The organism is Pseudescherichia sp. (assembly GCF_031979925.1).
GTDB lineage: Bacteria > Pseudomonadota > Gammaproteobacteria > Enterobacterales > Enterobacteriaceae > Pseudescherichia.
This window is the reverse complement of sequence record NZ_DALZFB010000004.1, coordinates 53352-68460: the sequence shown is the minus strand read 5'-3', so window position 1 is coordinate 68460 and position 15109 is coordinate 53352. Positions and strand designations below refer to the sequence as shown.

At 57.0% G+C, this 15109-nt stretch carries 17 protein-coding genes and 1 other annotated feature; of the genes, 4 read left to right on the top strand and 13 right to left on the bottom strand.

Translation table 11 applies throughout. The features are described 5' to 3' along the window. Nucleotides 1-16: 16 nt before the first annotated feature. Genes RTM13_RS08685 through rbsK form a run of 3 tightly spaced genes read right to left on the bottom strand, consistent with a single transcriptional unit; the run spans nt 17 to nt 3314 of the window. Complete coding sequence (locus tag RTM13_RS08685; protein WP_312211667.1) at nt 17-1033, bottom strand: aldose 1-epimerase family protein; 1017 nt, start codon at nt 1031-1033, stop codon at nt 17-19. Between the two features lie 11 nt (nt 1034-1044). Continuing rightward, nucleotides 1045-2361 carry an L-fucose:H+ symporter permease gene (gene fucP, locus RTM13_RS08680; protein WP_312211666.1) on the bottom strand — a complete coding sequence of 439 codons (1317 nt, stop codon included), beginning with the start codon at nt 2359-2361 and terminating at the stop codon, nt 1045-1047. A 32-nt stretch (nt 2362-2393) separates the two neighbouring features. After that, nucleotides 2394-3314 (bottom strand): ribokinase, encoded by a 921-nt coding sequence (gene rbsK / locus RTM13_RS08675; RefSeq protein WP_312211665.1) that lies wholly within the window; start codon nt 3312-3314, stop codon nt 2394-2396. A gap of 188 nt (nt 3315-3502) precedes the next feature. Between rbsK and RTM13_RS08670 the strand changes: the two genes are divergently transcribed. After that, entirely contained in the window at nt 3503-4294 is a 792-nt protein-coding gene (locus tag RTM13_RS08670; protein ID WP_312211664.1) for a DeoR family transcriptional regulator, read from the top strand. Nucleotide 4295: 1 nt separating this feature from the next. On the opposite strand, the gene ilvN is transcribed toward RTM13_RS08670, so the two are convergent. The 3 genes from ilvN to ivbL all read right to left on the bottom strand — a co-directional run bounded on the left by ilvN (nt 4296) and on the right by ivbL (nt 6477). Beyond that, nucleotides 4296-4586 (bottom strand): acetolactate synthase small subunit, encoded by a 291-nt coding sequence (ilvN, locus tag RTM13_RS08665; RefSeq protein ID WP_312211663.1) that lies wholly within the window; start codon nt 4584-4586, stop codon nt 4296-4298. A 3-nt stretch (nt 4587-4589) separates the two neighbouring features. Next, nucleotides 4590-6278, bottom strand: a complete 1689-nt coding sequence (gene ilvB / locus RTM13_RS08660) for an acetolactate synthase large subunit (protein ID WP_312211662.1) — start codon at nt 6276-6278, stop codon at nt 4590-4592. 100 nt (nt 6279-6378) lie between these two features. Further along, a complete protein-coding gene (ivbL, locus tag RTM13_RS08655; protein ID WP_144818304.1) occupies nt 6379-6477 on the bottom strand; it encodes an ilvB operon leader peptide IvbL in 99 nt (32 codons plus the stop codon). 191 nt (nt 6478-6668) lie between these two features. Between ivbL and RTM13_RS08650 the strand changes: the two genes are divergently transcribed. Both RTM13_RS08650 and emrD read left to right on the top strand, forming a co-directional pair. Further along, the gene (locus RTM13_RS08650; protein ID WP_312211661.1) at nt 6669-7502 is read left to right on the top strand and encodes an EamA family transporter; all 834 of its coding nucleotides are present in this window, start codon (nt 6669-6671) and stop codon (nt 7500-7502) included. A gap of 175 nt (nt 7503-7677) precedes the next feature. After that, entirely contained in the window at nt 7678-8862 is a 1185-nt protein-coding gene (gene emrD, locus RTM13_RS08645; protein WP_312211660.1) for a multidrug efflux MFS transporter EmrD, read from the top strand. Here the strand turns inward: emrD and RTM13_RS08640 are convergent. The 5 genes from RTM13_RS08640 to ibpA form a co-directional block, all read right to left on the bottom strand. Then, a complete protein-coding gene (locus RTM13_RS08640) occupies nt 8765-9850 on the bottom strand; it encodes a cellulase family glycosylhydrolase (protein WP_312211659.1) in 1086 nt (361 codons plus the stop codon). The genes emrD and RTM13_RS08640 overlap by 98 nt on opposite strands. 51 nt (nt 9851-9901) lie before the next feature. After that, nucleotides 9902-10273, bottom strand: a complete 372-nt coding sequence (locus tag RTM13_RS08635; protein ID WP_312211658.1) for a DUF202 domain-containing protein — start codon at nt 10271-10273, stop codon at nt 9902-9904. Further along, nucleotides 10263-10610, bottom strand: coding sequence for a DUF202 domain-containing protein (locus RTM13_RS08630; protein ID WP_312211657.1), 348 nt, complete (start codon nt 10608-10610; stop codon nt 10263-10265). Before RTM13_RS08630 ends, RTM13_RS08635 begins: the two co-directional genes overlap by 11 nt. Before the next feature lie 159 nt (nt 10611-10769). Continuing rightward, on the bottom strand, nt 10770-11198 hold the full coding sequence (ibpB, locus tag RTM13_RS08625) for a small heat shock chaperone IbpB (RefSeq protein ID WP_103820562.1): 429 nt from the start codon (nt 11196-11198) through the stop codon (nt 10770-10772). Nucleotides 11199-11307: 109 nt separating this feature from the next. Continuing rightward, on the bottom strand, nt 11308-11721 hold the full coding sequence (gene ibpA / locus RTM13_RS08620; protein ID WP_042393452.1) for a small heat shock chaperone IbpA: 414 nt from the start codon (nt 11719-11721) through the stop codon (nt 11308-11310). Next, nucleotides 11715-11789: a sequence feature (ROSE (Repression Of Heat Shock gene Expression) occurs in the 5'-region of heat shock genes and acts as an RNA thermometer to modulate expression.), on the bottom strand. It overlaps the preceding gene by 7 nt. A 231-nt stretch (nt 11790-12020) precedes the next feature. Here ibpA and RTM13_RS08615 point away from each other — a divergent pair. After that, a complete protein-coding gene (locus RTM13_RS08615; protein ID WP_312211656.1) occupies nt 12021-12350 on the top strand; it encodes a YceK/YidQ family lipoprotein in 330 nt (109 codons plus the stop codon). Between the two features lie 15 nt (nt 12351-12365). Here the strand turns inward: RTM13_RS08615 and RTM13_RS08610 are convergent, their stop codons facing one another. Both RTM13_RS08610 and RTM13_RS08605 read right to left on the bottom strand, forming a co-directional pair. Then, the gene (locus RTM13_RS08610; protein WP_312211655.1) at nt 12366-13595 is read right to left on the bottom strand and encodes a DUF3748 domain-containing protein; all 1230 of its coding nucleotides are present in this window, start codon (nt 13593-13595) and stop codon (nt 12366-12368) included. A 51-nt stretch (nt 13596-13646) separates the two neighbouring features. After that, nucleotides 13647-14984, bottom strand: a complete 1338-nt coding sequence (locus tag RTM13_RS08605; RefSeq protein WP_312211654.1) for an MFS transporter — start codon at nt 14982-14984, stop codon at nt 13647-13649. Nucleotides 14985-15109: the final 125 nt, after the last annotated feature.

Genomic DNA, 15109 nt, shown 5'->3' with positions numbered 1-15109 from the left:
GACGCATACAGTCTCTTTAGTGCGCTATCCCGGTTGTCACTTTGAAGCTGCGGCTCTCCTGCGGGGCCAGCGTCAGCAGGCTGCCGTTGGCCTGTGCCGCCAGGAATCCTTCCGGACGGCAGGTCGCTGGCAGGACAAACGCCGCGACCTGCTGATCGCCGTTGTACAAAATCCAGCGCGTTGCATAGTTGAACTCTGCGCTGGAGAACCGGGTCACAAAGGTGGTGCCGTCCGGGGAGATCATTTGAAACTCCGGCGTCGCGGTGTAGCGATCCAGCCTGTCGGCAAAGAAGACAATCTCCGGATCGTAATACGCCGGCTCGCTCAGCGTCTTCAGCGTGGTCTCACCCTGCTGGATACGCTGGTTGAACGCCAGCCACTGCTCGGTGGGTTTCACATGTGCCGGTATGGACTCCCGCAGTGCCAGCGCCTCATCCGGCAGGTTCTGGCTGAAGGTCGCCTCGGGAATATAGGCATAGTTCATATGACACATATACTGGAGTGGCATCGCCACCGAGGCCAGGTTAGTGACCGTCATATCGATATCAAACAGCGCGCTGGCTTTACGCAGCGTGACCGCGGGCTGCGCCAGGTAGTGATGGCCGAAGCCCATCACATACTCGTAGCGGCCCCCGACGCGCAGCGTATCACCGTCGATCTCCAGCCAGGCTTCGTCCATCGCCGCGCAGGCCATTTCGCCGTGCAGCGCATGGGTGTCCTCCGGGGAGGGGCAGCCGTTCGCCAGCAGGCCCGAGTGGAAGGCAAAGCAGCCATAGGTTTCGACAATCTCTTTGGCTGGCTTCGGCTGGCTGAACATGTTGCGCATGGTCAGCTCGTGGCCATCAAACTCCGCGTCCCAGATCATCTGCCCCAGCCAGGGTAAGATCACCAGGTGACCGCGGGCGTTTGCCACCCTCAGGCCTTCAACGCCGCTCGGGTAGCGGAAGGCGCTGACCGTAAAGTCGCCGTTCTCCAGCAGCGTTCGCGGCTGCGTGGTAAAAAGCTCACGCCACAGTGGCAAACAGGTTTTCATAGCAGTTCTCCTCAAGAAGCGGTTGCTGGGGTCAGTTCACGACGCACTTTGCTTTCACGCCAGAAATAGATCCCAACGTAGACAAAGCAAAGCATAGAGACGAGGAATGAGAGCTGTAACGAGTGGAACATATCTGCTACGTAGCCCTGCACCGCCGGAACCACCGCCGCGCCGACAATCGCCATCACGATCACTGCCCCCGCCATCTCGGTATGCTCGTTGTCCACCGTATCCAGCGTGCCAGCGTAGATGGTGGCCCAGCATGGCCCAAACAGAATGCTCACCAGCACCGCCACGTAGACCGCGCTGAAGCTCGGGGCCAATGCAACGTAGGCCAGGAACAGCGCCCCGATAACAGAGTAGAGGATCAGCACCTTCTCCGGGTTGAAGCGCGTCATCAGAATGTTGGCCACGAACTTGCCAATGAAGAAGCAGGCAAAGCTATAGACCATAAAGTTAGAAGCATCCCGCTCGTTGATATCTCCCAGCTCCAGCGCCAGGCGGATGGTGAACGACCAGACCGCAACCTGCATACCAACATAGAGGAACTGGGCCAGAATGCCGCGGCGGAAACGGGCGTTGCCCGCCAGATAGCGCAGGGTGTCCATTGCCGACGGGCGCTTACGGTTCGCCGTTTGCGCCACCTTGCAGGTCGGGAAGCGGGTTAACATAAACAGCACCATCACCACGACCAGCACCATGATCATGTACTTATACGGCTCTAAGGTGTTCTCCAGCATCAGCACTTTAAAGTTATGGATCTGCTCTGGCGTCATGCCCGCCATCTGCTTCTCCAGGCTGTCGCCTTCGGAGAAGACCAGGTACTTGCCGAGTAGAATGCCCGCCGCTGCCCCGATCGGGTAGAAAGTCTGGCTCACGTTGAGGCGCAGCGTGGCGTGGGATTTTGGCCCCAGCATTGAGCTGTAGGTATTGGCGGCGGTCTCAAGGAAGCTTAAGCCGATGGCAATAGCAAAAATCGCGGCGAGGAACATGGTGTAGGTTGCCATGTGCGACGCCGGGAAAAAGAGCGTACAGCCGACAATATAGAGCGTCAGGCCAATTAAAATAGCAATCTTATAGCTGCTCTTTTTAATCACCAACGATGCCGGGATAGCAATTAAGAAATAGCCGCCGTAAAACGCACTCTGCACTAAGGCAGAGGCGAAGTTACTGAGGGAAAATACGCTTTTAAACTGCGTAATTAAAATATCATTTAACGCTGCGGCGCAGCCCCATAATGGGAACAGGCACGATAACAAAATAAACTGGAACAGAGGGGTCTTATTCAGATACCCATCGGGCATCTGAACGATGTTTTTATCGTTCATAGTGCTACCTTTTACAGTGTAGGGTTTTTTTATTATTCGTTTATCGCCAGAAACTCATTGAACTGCTCAATGCTGGGATAGGACGATTGGGTGCCTTTGCCCGTTACGCTGAAGGCCGCGAAACGCGAGGCTTTTTTCATGGCGGTTTCTACATCACCGCTCTGGACGTAGTAGTGGGCAAAGCAGCCAATAAAGGCATCGCCCGCGCCGCTGGTGTCGACGGCATTCACTTTGATCGCCGGGACATGTACTTCCGTATCACGGGTCATCCACAGTGCACCCTTCTCGCCCATGGTGACGATAATATTGTTCAGCCCTTTATCGGTCAGGCTGCGGGCGGCGCGACGAATATTGTCGTAGCTGTCGACTGGCATGCCGGTGAGAATTTCCAGCTCGGTTTCATTCGGCACAAAGAAATCACATTTGCAGGCGTAGGACATATCCAGCTCGCGCAGCGCCGGGGCCGGATTTAACAGCACCTCAATGCCGTGCTTTTTCCCAAATTCAATAGCGTGATAGACCGTCTCCAGCTGCACTTCGAGCTGTAAAACAATGAGCTTACATTTCTTTAGATCTTCAGCGGCGCGATCGATATCTTCTGGCGAGAGGAATTTGTTTGCCCCTTTAATAATCAGGATACTGTTGCTGGAGTTAGGATTAACAAAAATAGGCGCGACGCCGCTGCTGGTGCACGGCACTTTCTCTACGTAGGTGGTATTGATGCCCCACGACTCGAGGTTACGGATGGTGTTGTCGGCAAAGATATCATCGCCCACTTTGGTCAGCATCAGCACTTTGGAGTTGAGCTTCGCTGCAGCAACGGCCTGGTTGGCACCTTTACCGCCGCAGCCAATCTTGAACGCCGGTGCTTCAAGGGTTTCACCCTCTTTCGGCATCTGGTTGGTGTAGGTGATTAAATCCACCATGTTGGAGCCGATGACTGCGATATCCATTTTCCTACCTCTCAGAAACAAACACTTAACAATGATATTATCGTAACATTATCATGTTATTTTAGTATCATTTGTGACTCCGCTCGCGATTACAGCAACATTTGATCCAGCGTCATTCCCGCTCTGAGCGGAAAATGTTACTTTAGAAACATAAGAAGATGATTAGGCTGGTAAAGCGGAGAGAGAGAATGGAAACCAAGCAGAAGGAGCGTATTCGTCGCCTGACGGAGTTGCTCAAAAAGACCGACCGCATCCATCTCAAAGATGCGGCGCGGATGCTGGAGGTTTCCGTTATGACCATTCGTCGTGATTTTAGCCAGGAGGATGAGCCGCTGCCGCTGGCGCTGCTCGGGGGCTATATCGTGATGGTGAACAAGCCTGCTGCTCCGGCCACCAGCCAACCCGTCGCCGCAGCCACGCGCCGCCATCACCGGGATGATATGCCGATTGCGATCCTCGCCGCAGGCCTGGTGAGTGAGAACGATCTGGTGTTTTTCGACAACGGCCCGGAGATGCCGCTGGTGATCGATATGATCCCCGACGAGATTACCTTCACCGGGATTTGTTACTCGCATCAGGTGTTTATGGCGCTGAACGCCAAGCCCAACGCCACCGCCATGCTCTGCGGCGGCACCTACCGCGCAAAGAGCGACGCCTTTTACGATCCCAACAACCCGTCGATTCTCGACTCGCTCAACCCGCGCAAGGTATTTATCTCCGCCAGCGGCGTACACGAGCACTATGGCGTGACCTGGTTCAACCTCGACGATCTGCCAGTGAAGCGCAAAGCGATGGAGCATGGCATCCGCAAAATCTTGCTGGCGCGTTACGCGCTCTTTGATGAGGTGGCCCCCGCCAGCATCGCCCCACTCGCGCAGTTTGACGTGCTGATCAGCGATCGCCCGCTACCGGCAGAGTATGCTATCCACTGCCGGAACGGCTCGGTCAAGGCGATCACCCCTGACTCCGAAGGCGAGTAATCTACTCGAAAAAGACGGCAATTTTGTTAAACATGGTGGGATCGGATTGGTTCCGCACCACTTTTACCACATCTTCCAGTTTGTCGATCTGGCTAATCATCTGCTCCAGCCGCTGATCGTCCGCCACCAGCAGCCAGATGCGGCTCTGCTCTCCACCCGGTAGCGGCAGACAGAGAATGCCCTCGACGTTAAAGGCGCGCCGGGCAAAGAGACCGCAGACGTGGGTCATCACCCCAGGGTGGTTGCGGACGGTGAGTTCCAGAATAACGTTGTCATGTGTTGATTGTGGCATGGCTTATTCTCCCACCATTTCAGTATTGGCCGCGCCCGGCGGAACCATTGGATAGACTTTTTGCTCGGCATCGGTACGAACATGGATCAGCGCCGGACCCGGACGGAAGATGATCTCCTGCAGGGCCGCGTGCGGATCGGCCGCAGCGTTTAAATCGCAGGTTTGCAGGCCAAACCCGGCGGCGATCTGCATAAAGTTGATCATGCCGGGATAGGTAGCGGCAAACACGCCCTGCTTGTAGAACAGGCTCTGCTGCTGATGCACCAGCCCCAGCGCCTCGTTATTCATCAGGATGATTTTGATATCGAGCTGGTTTTCAGCAGCGGTCGCCATCTCCTGAATGTTCATCATCAGGCTGCCGTCGCCGGAGAAACAGAGCACCTTGCGTTCGGGGTTGGCCAGCGCTGCGCCAATAGCTGCCGGTAAGCCGAAGCCCATTGTGCCTAACCCACCGGAGGTGAGCCACTGGCGCGGGCGGTTAAGCGGATAGGCCTGAGCGGTCCACATCTGATGCTGCCCTACGTCAGTGGTGATAATCGCACTGTCATCAACGCAGGCCGCGACGGCATTAATTAACCCATAGTGGCTCAGCGGATCGTCCGCGCCCGGCATGTTAGCCGGAAACTCCTGTTGCAGCTGCGCCACGGTATCGCGCCAGGCGTCACGCGTATCCTCTGCAATCAGCGGGATCAGCTGCTCTAACACCTCGCCGACATCGCCCTGAATAGCGCAGTGTGGCTGTTTGATTTTACCCAGCTCGGCGCGGTCGATATCGACATGGATAATTTTGGCGTTCGGGCAGAAAGTTTCGGTCTTGCCGATCGCCCGGTCATCAAAACGCGCGCCCATGACTATCAGCAGATCGGCTTCGTGCAGAATAAAGTTGGTGCTGCGTGCGCCATGCATCCCCAGCATGCCCAGCGACAGCGGATGCTGTTTCGGCAGCATGCCGAGCGCCATCAGCGTCATGGTGGTCGGCAGACTGGCCTTTTCCGCCAGAGTCCGCACCTGCTCCGGCGCATTGATCACCCCGCCGCCCAGGTAGAGTACCGGGCGCTGGGCCTGGTTAATCATCGCCGCCGCCTCACGCACGCTCTCAATGCTGAACGCCGGGGCGGGGGCGGTATCACCTGGCTCCGGTAGAATGTCTAATTCGATCTCGGCGGTCTGAATATCCTTAGGAATATCTATCCACACCGGGCCGGGACGGCCTGACTGGGCAATACGGAACGCGTCGCTAATGACCTGCGGCAGCTCGCGGATGTCGCGCACCAGATAGTTGTGTTTAGTGATGGGGATAGAGATGCCGTAGGTGTCCACCTCCTGAAACGCGTCGGTACCGATCATCGACGAGGGAACCTGACCCGTGATGCAGACCAGCGGAATGGAGTCGAGGCGCGCGTCGGCGATGGCGGTCACCAGGTTAGTGGCCCCCGGCCCGCTACAGGCCATACAGACGGCGGGTTTCCCCTGGGTGCGCGCCATGCCTTGCGCGATAAAGCCTGCACCCTGCTCGTGGCGGGCCAGGACATGACGGATCTGCGTGCTTTGACTCAGAGCGTCGTACAGCGGCAGCACCGTGCCGCCTGGGATGCCGGTGACGATGGAGATGCCCTGGCGCTCCAGTAAATGAACGATTAACTGTGCGCCAGTAAAGCGCCTTGCCTGCGAGGTTGTGCCCAAACTTGCCATGCTCCAGTCCTTTAATTCTGGGCCGACTTTCCGGGCGGTCTAAACGAAAAACCCCGCCCGGTTTGCGCCGGCGGGGTTTTGGAATCGTGTGTTCCGGACCCTACGGCGCTATGCCGACGACCACCACCACACGCACGACGACGACCGCGGCAGATGGCGCGGTGCGTAGTAGAGTCGATGTCAGCATGGCTGGGTTCATTAGGGGCCTGTTTTGTTGTGTTGTGTATTTATTAGCTGAATTTATACAAACACAGCTTGTGCGGCGTGACAATCGTTTTATCGCAGCGGCGATGAAAATGCGTGAACGATCACGTTTCATTGCAAAACAAAAACGCTGCCGGAGCAGGGTTAAGTGTTACAGTTGTATGACAATTCACCATCCGGTTCGCTATGACACTCTCTGTTTTCTGCATTCTATTGTTCGCTGCCCTGCTGCATGCCAGCTGGAACGCTATCGTCAAAGCCGGAACGGATAAACTCTATGCCGCCATCAGCGTTAGCGGCTCCGCCACGCTTATCGCCCTGATCCTGTTGCCCTTCTCACCACAGCCCTCTGCCGCCAGCTGGCCTTTTTTAGCGATCTCCTGTGCGTTACAGGTGGTGTATACGGTACTGGTGGCAAAAACTTACCATGTCTCTGATATGAGCCAGACCTATCCTCTGATGCGCGGCACGGCCCCGCTGCTGGTGGCGCTGATTAGCGTCCTCGCATTAGGGGATACGCTTTCGTGGCTCGCCTGGTCTGGGATCGGCGTCATCTGCCTGTCGATACTGGCCATGGCGCTGAATGGCCGGATGCAGTCACGCAAGGGGGTCTGGCTGGCGCTGCTGAACGCCTGCTTTATCGCCGGATACACGCTGGTGGACGGCACCGGCGTGCGTCTGTCTGACACCGTGCTGGGCTATACGCTGTGGACCTTCTTTATGAACGGATTCTGTCTGCTCTGCTGGGCGATGGTGGCGCGCCGTCGCGAAGCGTCCAGCTACCTGCGCCTGCACTGGAAGAAAGGGCTGTTTGGTGGCGTGGGAACCATGGGATCGTACGGCCTGGCGCTGTGGGCAATGACCCAGGCCCCGCTGGCCGTGGTTGCGGCCCTGCGTGAAACCTCGATACTTTTTGGCGCGCTTATCGCTTTTTTACTGTTAAAAGAGCGAGTTGCTGGCGTGCGCATCGCTGCCGCGCTGGGGATTGCCGGCGGGGCGATTCTGTTACGCCTGGCATAAAGACCCAGGCAATATTAGTTGCCAATATTGTTCATAAATCCTGCCTTTTCGCTTTTGTTCATTCATCGCCCTGATGCTTAACTTATCGCCGTACTGTGGTAGATTTCTCGCGCATTTATGGAATGCGTAGTGACTTATTCTTTATTTCTCTCATTTGGCAAAAGTATTCAGCGACATGAAAAGACAAAGGAACGTTAACTTATTGTTGATGCTGGTATTACTGGTGGCGGTCGGCCAGATGGCGCAAACCATCTACATTCCGGCCATTGCCGACATGGCAAAGGAGCTTCACGTCCGCGAGGGCGCAGTGCAAAGCGTGATGGCCGCCTATCTGCTAACCTATGGCCTCTCCCAGCTCGTCTATGGCCCCTTATCCGATCGCGTGGGGCGTCGCCCGGTTATTTTAGTGGGCATGGGCATTTTCATGGTGGCGACGCTGATTGCCCTGACCACCCATAGCCTGACCGTATTAATTGCGGCCAGCGCGTTGCAGGGTGTTGGGACCGGCGTCGGCGGCGTAATGGCGCGAACCTTACCGCGCGACATGTATCAGGGAACCCAGCTCCGGCATGCCAACAGCCTGTTGAACATGGGGATCCTGGTAAGCCCGCTGCTGGCCCCGCTGATTGGCGGCCTGCTAAATACCCTGTGGTCATGGCGCGCCTGCTTCGCCTTCCTTCTGGTGCTGTGCGTGATCGTTGCCTTCAGCATGGCGCGCTGGATGCCCGAGACCCGACCCGCAGGCGCACCGCGCACGAAACTGCTCACCAGCTACAAAGTGCTTTTCGGCAGCGGGTCTTTCAATTGCTATCTGCTGATGTTGATCAGTGGCTTGGCGGGTATCGCCGTGTTTGAAGCCTGCTCCGGCGTGCTGTTAGGGGCAGGACTTGGGCTTAGCAGTATGGTGGTAAGCATTCTGTTTATTCTGCCGATCCCGGCGGCCTTCTTTGGCGCATGGTTTGCCGGACGCCAGAATAAACGTTTCTCCACCCTGATGTGGCAGTCGGTGATGAGCTGCCTGCTGGCAGGTCTGATGATGTGGATCCCTGGCCTGTTAGGCATGATGAACGTCTGGACCCTGCTGATCCCGGCGGCACTGTTCTTTTTCGGCGCGGGGATGCTCTTTCCGCTCGCCACCAGCGGGGCAATGGAGCCGTTCCCATTCCTTGCCGGGACGGCGGGCGCGCTGGTGGGAGGCCTACAGAATATCGGTTCCGGCGCGCTGGCATGGTTCTCAGCCATGATGCCGCAAACCGGACAAACTAGTCTGGGTTTATTGATGACCCTGATGGGGCTGCTAATTTTACTGTGCTGGCTGCCGCTGGCGTCGCGCGTGCCGCATCACGAACAGCCTGTTTAACATTATGATGGCCCGGCTTCTCGCCGGGCTTTTCACATATCGGGGCCACCATTGTCTTCAGCAGTGGTTCGGCTACCGGACGCCACGCCCCCTCCTCGCCATCGTAAAACTGCGAATCAGTATTGATGGCGTAAGGAATTTTTGCCTGCTGTAGCTCACAGGCCATAAAGGCTGCAAAGGCCATTTGTGACGCGGTAGGGGTGACGCGGCTGGATCCACCTACACCCCAGCCTCCCACCCAGCTAACGTGTCCGGTTTTTTGCTGCCAGCGCAGCGCGACGCTGATGCGATTTCGAATCGCTGCCTTCTCCGCCGCTGTACCCGATGTCCACGGATATCTGCCGTTACTCTTTAGCGGCCCCCAAGGGAAGATATGCCACTCCGCCAGGAGATAATTTTGGCTGTGCGCTGGCAGCTTCAGACTGGAGAGATCTTCCGGTTCGGCCCGCAGGCGCGGCGCGATAAATATCATGCGCTGGGCGTTAATGTCATGAATGGCTTTAACTGTTTTTTCGTAGACGCGATTGAGCGAGGCGAGATTATGATTCAGCTTGTCGGCTGGCTCATAAATGAGGTCAAAGCCTAGCTGCGGGGAGCTGTTGCCGAAGTAGTGCGCAACGGCGATCCACCAGTTCACCACCTCTTTTTCAGTCTCGGGTTTGGGATCGTTTTTATACTCATCGGCCTGATAAGAGATAATCGGGATCACGCCGTAGTGCTCGCAGGCTTGCACCAGCTTACGCAGGTGAATGAGCCGCGCCTCCGTCGACTCGCCTGCCACACGGATGCGCACATGCGCTATCCCCTGCGCGGCAAAATCCCGCACCACGAGCGGGTCGAACTCGCGGATGCCGCGCTCGGTGCGCGCCCAGTCAACGTCCATGCCGACGCCAAGCTGCGCCGCATAGCGTGCGGCCGTCAGCGGCGGTTCAGCATAAACGGCAGGGGGAGCAAGCAGTAACGCAGCAGCGATCGGAAACTTATACACGGTTAGCCTGAGAAGATGAGTTAACGCACCGCTATTTTTTAGCACGCTTTTTTAACTGCCGTGTAGCGCAGCGAGAAGAAAAAGTGCGATCTGCTGGAGGTGGGTAGCGGCAAACAGCAGCGCCAGCGAGAGCACGCCTAACGCAACCAGAAGCTTGTCCCGTACCGCTGACGTGCGCAAAAAGTCGCTGCGACCCACGTCCATCAGGTTGCGCTTCAGGGTGTAGCGCCAGAGGATCAGCGCCACCGCCGCCAGCAGAGCAATCGCTACCCAGAAAGCCGAGCCAGCCTGCTGCCCGTTGTGCTTTACCGCCAGCACCAGCAGCGCGCCGTAGCCCAGCAGGGTGCGCTGCCAGGCAAGCGACGTGCGCTCGGGCTGCAGGCCGGGGTCCTGCTCGCGGCGGGCTTTGCGGCTATCCGGCATAGAAGACCAGCGCCATCACTACCGCTGCCACGACGAGCAGTATAATGCTGATAACCAGCAGGCTGTAGGTATAGGGGAGATCCTGCTTCAGGCGCATCGCCTTCTCATTGCGCAGCCAGCGCAGGTAGCCAAAAATCGCCAGCCCGCCGGAGGTGAGGCAGAGCAGCAGCGCCAGTAGCTCGCGAATAAACGGCGTGGCGAAGTCCGGGGCGAGCTGATCGAGGCCTACGCCCGCCGCCAGAAAGCCTAGCGCGGTGCGGATCCAGGCGAGGAAGGTGCGCTCGTTTGCCAGAGAGAAGCGGTAGTCCGGCGCTTCACCGAGGCGAGAAATTTTCATGCGGTGTCCTTGTGGTTTATCGCGCTCAAACAGCACCATCAGCATGCCATACCGCATCACCTTTGCGAAGATGTATACCGCCGGGTGGCGCTACGCTTACCTGGCCTACAGAGTGGATACAAAAAAGGCCCCAAGCGGGGCCTTTTTACATCGTCAAGCTTAGCTATTCAGCGCCGGGCGCTCGCTGATGGCGATGCGCTGGGGAGCGATAGCTTCCGGCACGTTGCGGCTGATGTCGATATGCAGCAGCCCGTTATTGAAGGTGGCTCCGGAGACCTCCATATGGTCGGCCAGCGTAAAGCTCAGGCTGAACGGCTGGATCACCAGCCCCTGATGCAGCCACTTCGGCTCGTTGGCCGGTTTTTCCGGCGTGCCTTTGACGCTGAGGCGCGTGCCCTCCAGCTGGATCTCCAGATCGTCCTGACGGAAACCGGCCAGCGCAAGGGTAATGCGGTAGTGGTTATCGTCGCTCTTCTCAATGTTATAGGGCGGGAAGGTCTGGCCTTCGCTGGCGTTTTGCAGGGCGTTGGCCAGTTTGTCAAAACCGATCCATTGACGCAGCAGCGGGGATAAATCGTAGTTACGCATGGTGTTTCTCCTTCTTTGAAGCAAGAAATATTCTACGCATCATGCGACGCGCATCTGCTCCCTGACGGCGAGCAAGGTGTAATCTGGGCCGCCGTGGCGACCCGGGGAATTAGTTAATTTCGATACGGCGCGGTTTTTTCTCTTCCGGAATGACGCGTTCCAGTTCGATAAACAGCAGGCCGTTGACCAGGTTAGCGCCACGAACGTGAATGTTCTCAGCGATCTGGAATTTACGTTCGAAGTTACGTTCGGCGATACCCTGATAGAGATAGCTACGCTCTTTCTGCTCGGTCGCGCGAGCGCCTTTCACCACCAGCAGGTTGTCCTGAGCGGTGATCTCCAGTTCGCTTTCGGCAAAGCCGGCTACGGCAATCGCGATGCGATAGTGGTTTTCGTCAACGAGTTCAACGTTGTACGGAGGATAGCCGCCGTTACTCTGGCTCTGATTGTTTTCTAACAGGTTAAACAGGCGGTCAAAACCAATGGCAGAACGATAAAGCGGAGAGAGATCGAAGTTACGCATACAATAAGCTCCTGAAATCAGCGAGAAATTTTTGAACCTTCCACCATGGACAGGCTCTTAGAACCAGAACACCCCGCAGGCATGTTCTTCCGGCTACGTTGTAAAAATGGGTGCAGCGGTCGGTTTTTCAAGGGCGAAAGTCTGACTTTTTTTTGCACTTTCTCACTCAGTGCTTAGACTGGATTACGACACTTAACGTTAAATTACGATTGCCGCCACAGAGCGGCACACGAAAGCTATTCATTTCCCTTAAGGGTCGCTATAAGCAAGGAGTGCACGATGATAAGAAAAAAACCATCATGAAAAATATTCTGTTAAAAGTGGCGATTGTCAGCGGAATGGTGACGCTGGGCGGCTGCTCCAGCGTGATGTCGCATACCGGCGGCAAAGAGGGACTCTACCCCGGCACACGCGCCAGCTCAAAAATGCTGATGGATGACGACGCGAACCTGGCGGTGAAATCGTTCGTGGTGCTGGATATGCCATTTACTGCCGTAGCCGATACGCTGCTGCTGCCCTGGGATATGTTCCGCAAAGACAGCTCGGTAAAATCTCGCGTCGAGAAGGCGGAGGAGGCCAACCTGGCAACCAACTCCGTTATTCCACCTGCGGCCATGCCCGCACCTTAAATTCGCTCTTACTGATTAGAGGCCGGTATCGGCCACCCAGAGCTGGCGGAAGCCTGCGGCCAGTGCCATCCACGCGATCTTCTTACCATCTGGCGAGAAGACTACCGCATCGGTCGAGGGCTGGTGCTCGGGGTTATCATCGGTTAAAAACATGATTGCGCCAGTCGCGCTATCGCAAAGCACCAGCCGATTCTCCAGCACAAAGCCAAGCGCTGCGCCGGAGGGGTGCCAGTTAAACGCCGACTGGATGTCCGTTGCATTATGGGTTAGCTGACGCGGCTCGCCACCCTCTGCGGCAATCAGCCAGAGCTGCACCACTCCTGCATCGTCACGCATTAAAAAGGCAATCTCGGTGCCCTGCGGGTTGCTGCGCACCCAGTGGCGCGGCACGCTGACCAGCCCAGGATAACGACGCGAGTGGGTAAAGGTGAGACGTCGCTGCTGCACGCCCGCAGGTGGCGACGGCATCGTGTCTGGCGTTCCAGCCAGCGGGGCATCTCCCGCCTGCTTCCAGCCCTGCTCGTCAGTGGGCAGGTCGACGATAAACAGCTCAGGCACTTTTTCACCGTTCAGCGCCAGCGTGTCGCCAATAAAGGCGAGCCGACTGCTACCTACCCAGCCCTCCTCATAGGCGCGGTTGATCTCGTCGCTGCCGGGTGCAGGCGTTGGCGTCGTGCGGCTGACCAGCACGCACCAGTGGCTGCCAGCGTACTCACGCGGATGGTTGCCCCCAGGCGTGACCGGGCCAAAGGGCACGGCAACGCCAACGTTGCGCAGATCCAGCCTTGGGTCGCGCTCGTGCAGCACGTGATCGTTATAGGTAAAGCTGACCTTGTCGCCGTCCGGACTGAAGACATGCACATGGCTGCCACCGCGTAGCGCGCCAGGCGTATAGGGTTCGGTGATATCCAGCGCATCAAGGTTGCTCGCCCTGCCGTTTTGCACAATAACGCCCTGGCGATGGTGAAAATCGTACTGCCAGCTCTCATCCGGATTTTGCGGCCCGTGGATAAAGACATATTTCTCTTCGGCCGGATGAACGGTCACCACGCCAACGTGCGCGTCCTGGGTCGCGGTGTAGAGCGTCTCTACCTCTCCGGTCTCCACGTTGACCCGCTCGATGGTCGCCCCGGTAAAGGAGGCTCCTGAGGGACGCACATCAAACACCAGCCACTGGCTGTCGGGGGTCCAGGTATTGATATTGGTAAGCTGATGATTGCGGAGAGCGAAGGTGATTTGTTTCATGAGGATACCCTGATGCGCAGATGTCGCATCAGGGTATAGCATTGCGGGGGTTTAGCCTACGCGTTTCACCTCACCCACCAGCAGGATGTAGGAGAGCGCGCCGAGCAGCGCTACGGCGGAGATATAGACCAGCGCCGGGGCAAAACCGTAACCCTGCGCCAGATAGCCCACTACCAGCGGCACGGTAATACCACCCAGGCCGCCAACAAAGTTAAATACGCCGCCGGTAAGGCCAATCAGACGCATCGGCGCAAGGGAGGAGACCAGCGACCAGGTGATCGACGCAAAACCATTGCCGAAGAACGCAATCGCCATCAGGGTCATAATCCACACCGGATCGTTGGTGTAGTTGGCTCCCATGATGCAGGTGGAGATCAGCAGCCCGCAGATGATCGGCGTTTTACGTGCCGCGCCGAGGGAGAAGCCTTTTTTCACCAGCTTATCAGCCAGCCAACCGGAGAGGAGCACCCCTACGAAGGCGGCAAGGAACGGTACGGTGGTCATAAAGCCCGCCTTCAGCGCGGTGATGCCCTTCTCCTGGGTCAGATAGTTCGGGAACCAGGTGAGGAAGAACCACAGCGTGGAAGTTACGGCGAACTGACCGAGATAGACACCCACCAGCTTGCGGTTGAATACCAGCTTCCAGTCTGCCTTAGTCAGAGGCTGACGCGCCTCTTTTTTAACCGGGGCATCGCCATCTACCAGACCGCCGCCGTCACGAATGTAGTCCAGCTCCGCGGTGCTGATACCTTTGGTCAGGCGCGGCGGTTGATAGACTTTCAGCCAGATCAGCGACCAGATAATGCCTATCCCGCCGGTGATGATAAACACCCAGTGCCAGCTCAGCATCTCCTGGATCCAGATCAGCATCGGCGTCAGGAACGCCAGACCCACAAACTGCCCGGAAGTGTAGAAGCCCACCGCCGAGGCGCGCTCATGCTCAGGGAACCAGCTGGTCACCATCCGGTTATTGGTTGGGAATGCCGGGGCCTCAAACACGCCGGTGATAGCACGCAGGCCAATCAGCGACATCAAGCCGGTAGCAAAGCCCTGGAACAGGGTCGCAACCGACCAGCCCATGATGGCGATAAAGTAGGTGAGGCGTGAGCCAACACGGTCAAGGAACCAGCCGCCGGGGATCTGACACAGGGTATAGAGCCACGCAAAGGCAGAGAAGACGTAGCCCATCTCCGCTTTGGTGATGCCAAACTCCTCCTGAATATGGGCTGATGCCACCGCCAGGTTGGCGCGGTCAACGTAGCAAATCACTACGGTAACAAAGATCATGAACAGCGTCAGATAACGACGACGTCCGGGTTTTGCAGCAGTAACTGAAATATCCATCGTAATCTGTCTCCAGATTTTGGGCATAGCGAGGCCGCTCACCATGCCCTGTAAATTACAGAGGGTGTATTTGATTTTTTAATTAAAAACTTAATTGGAATGCGTTAAATAATTCGTGCTGAGGGAAGGCGGCAAGTTTTCTTATCCCCGGGAGCATACAAAAGTATGTG

Bases quoted from the DNA above. Each gene is read 5' to 3' on its own strand.
- RTM13_RS08685 (WP_312211667.1), bottom strand. From the start codon at position 1,033: ATGAAAACCTGTTTGCCACTGTGGCGTGAGCTTTTTACCACGCAGCCG.
- fucP (WP_312211666.1), bottom strand. From the start codon at position 2,361: ATGAACGATAAAAACATCGTTCAGATGCCCGATGGGTATCTGAATAAG.
- rbsK (WP_312211665.1), bottom strand. From the start codon at position 3,314: ATGGATATCGCAGTCATCGGCTCCAACATGGTGGATTTAATCACCTAC.
- RTM13_RS08670 (WP_312211664.1), top strand. From the start codon at position 3,503: ATGGAAACCAAGCAGAAGGAGCGTATTCGTCGCCTGACGGAGTTGCTC.
- ilvN (WP_312211663.1), bottom strand. From the start codon at position 4,586: ATGCCACAATCAACACATGACAACGTTATTCTGGAACTCACCGTCCGC.
- ilvB (WP_312211662.1), bottom strand. From the start codon at position 6,278: ATGGCAAGTTTGGGCACAACCTCGCAGGCAAGGCGCTTTACTGGCGCA.
- ivbL (WP_144818304.1), bottom strand. From the start codon at position 6,477: ATGAACCCAGCCATGCTGACATCGACTCTACTACGCACCGCGCCATCT.
- RTM13_RS08650 (WP_312211661.1), top strand. From the start codon at position 6,669: ATGACACTCTCTGTTTTCTGCATTCTATTGTTCGCTGCCCTGCTGCAT.
- emrD (WP_312211660.1), top strand. From the start codon at position 7,678: ATGAAAAGACAAAGGAACGTTAACTTATTGTTGATGCTGGTATTACTG.
- RTM13_RS08635 (WP_312211658.1), bottom strand. From the start codon at position 10,273: ATGCCGGATAGCCGCAAAGCCCGCCGCGAGCAGGACCCCGGCCTGCAG.
- RTM13_RS08630 (WP_312211657.1), bottom strand. From the start codon at position 10,610: ATGAAAATTTCTCGCCTCGGTGAAGCGCCGGACTACCGCTTCTCTCTG.
- ibpB (WP_103820562.1), bottom strand. From the start codon at position 11,198: ATGCGTAACTACGATTTATCCCCGCTGCTGCGTCAATGGATCGGTTTT.
- ibpA (WP_042393452.1), bottom strand. From the start codon at position 11,721: ATGCGTAACTTCGATCTCTCTCCGCTTTATCGTTCTGCCATTGGTTTT.
- RTM13_RS08615 (WP_312211656.1), top strand. From the start codon at position 12,021: ATGAAAAATATTCTGTTAAAAGTGGCGATTGTCAGCGGAATGGTGACG.
- RTM13_RS08610 (WP_312211655.1), bottom strand. From the start codon at position 13,595: ATGAAACAAATCACCTTCGCTCTCCGCAATCATCAGCTTACCAATATC.
- RTM13_RS08605 (WP_312211654.1), bottom strand. From the start codon at position 14,984: ATGGTGAGCGGCCTCGCTATGCCCAAAATCTGGAGACAGATTACGATG.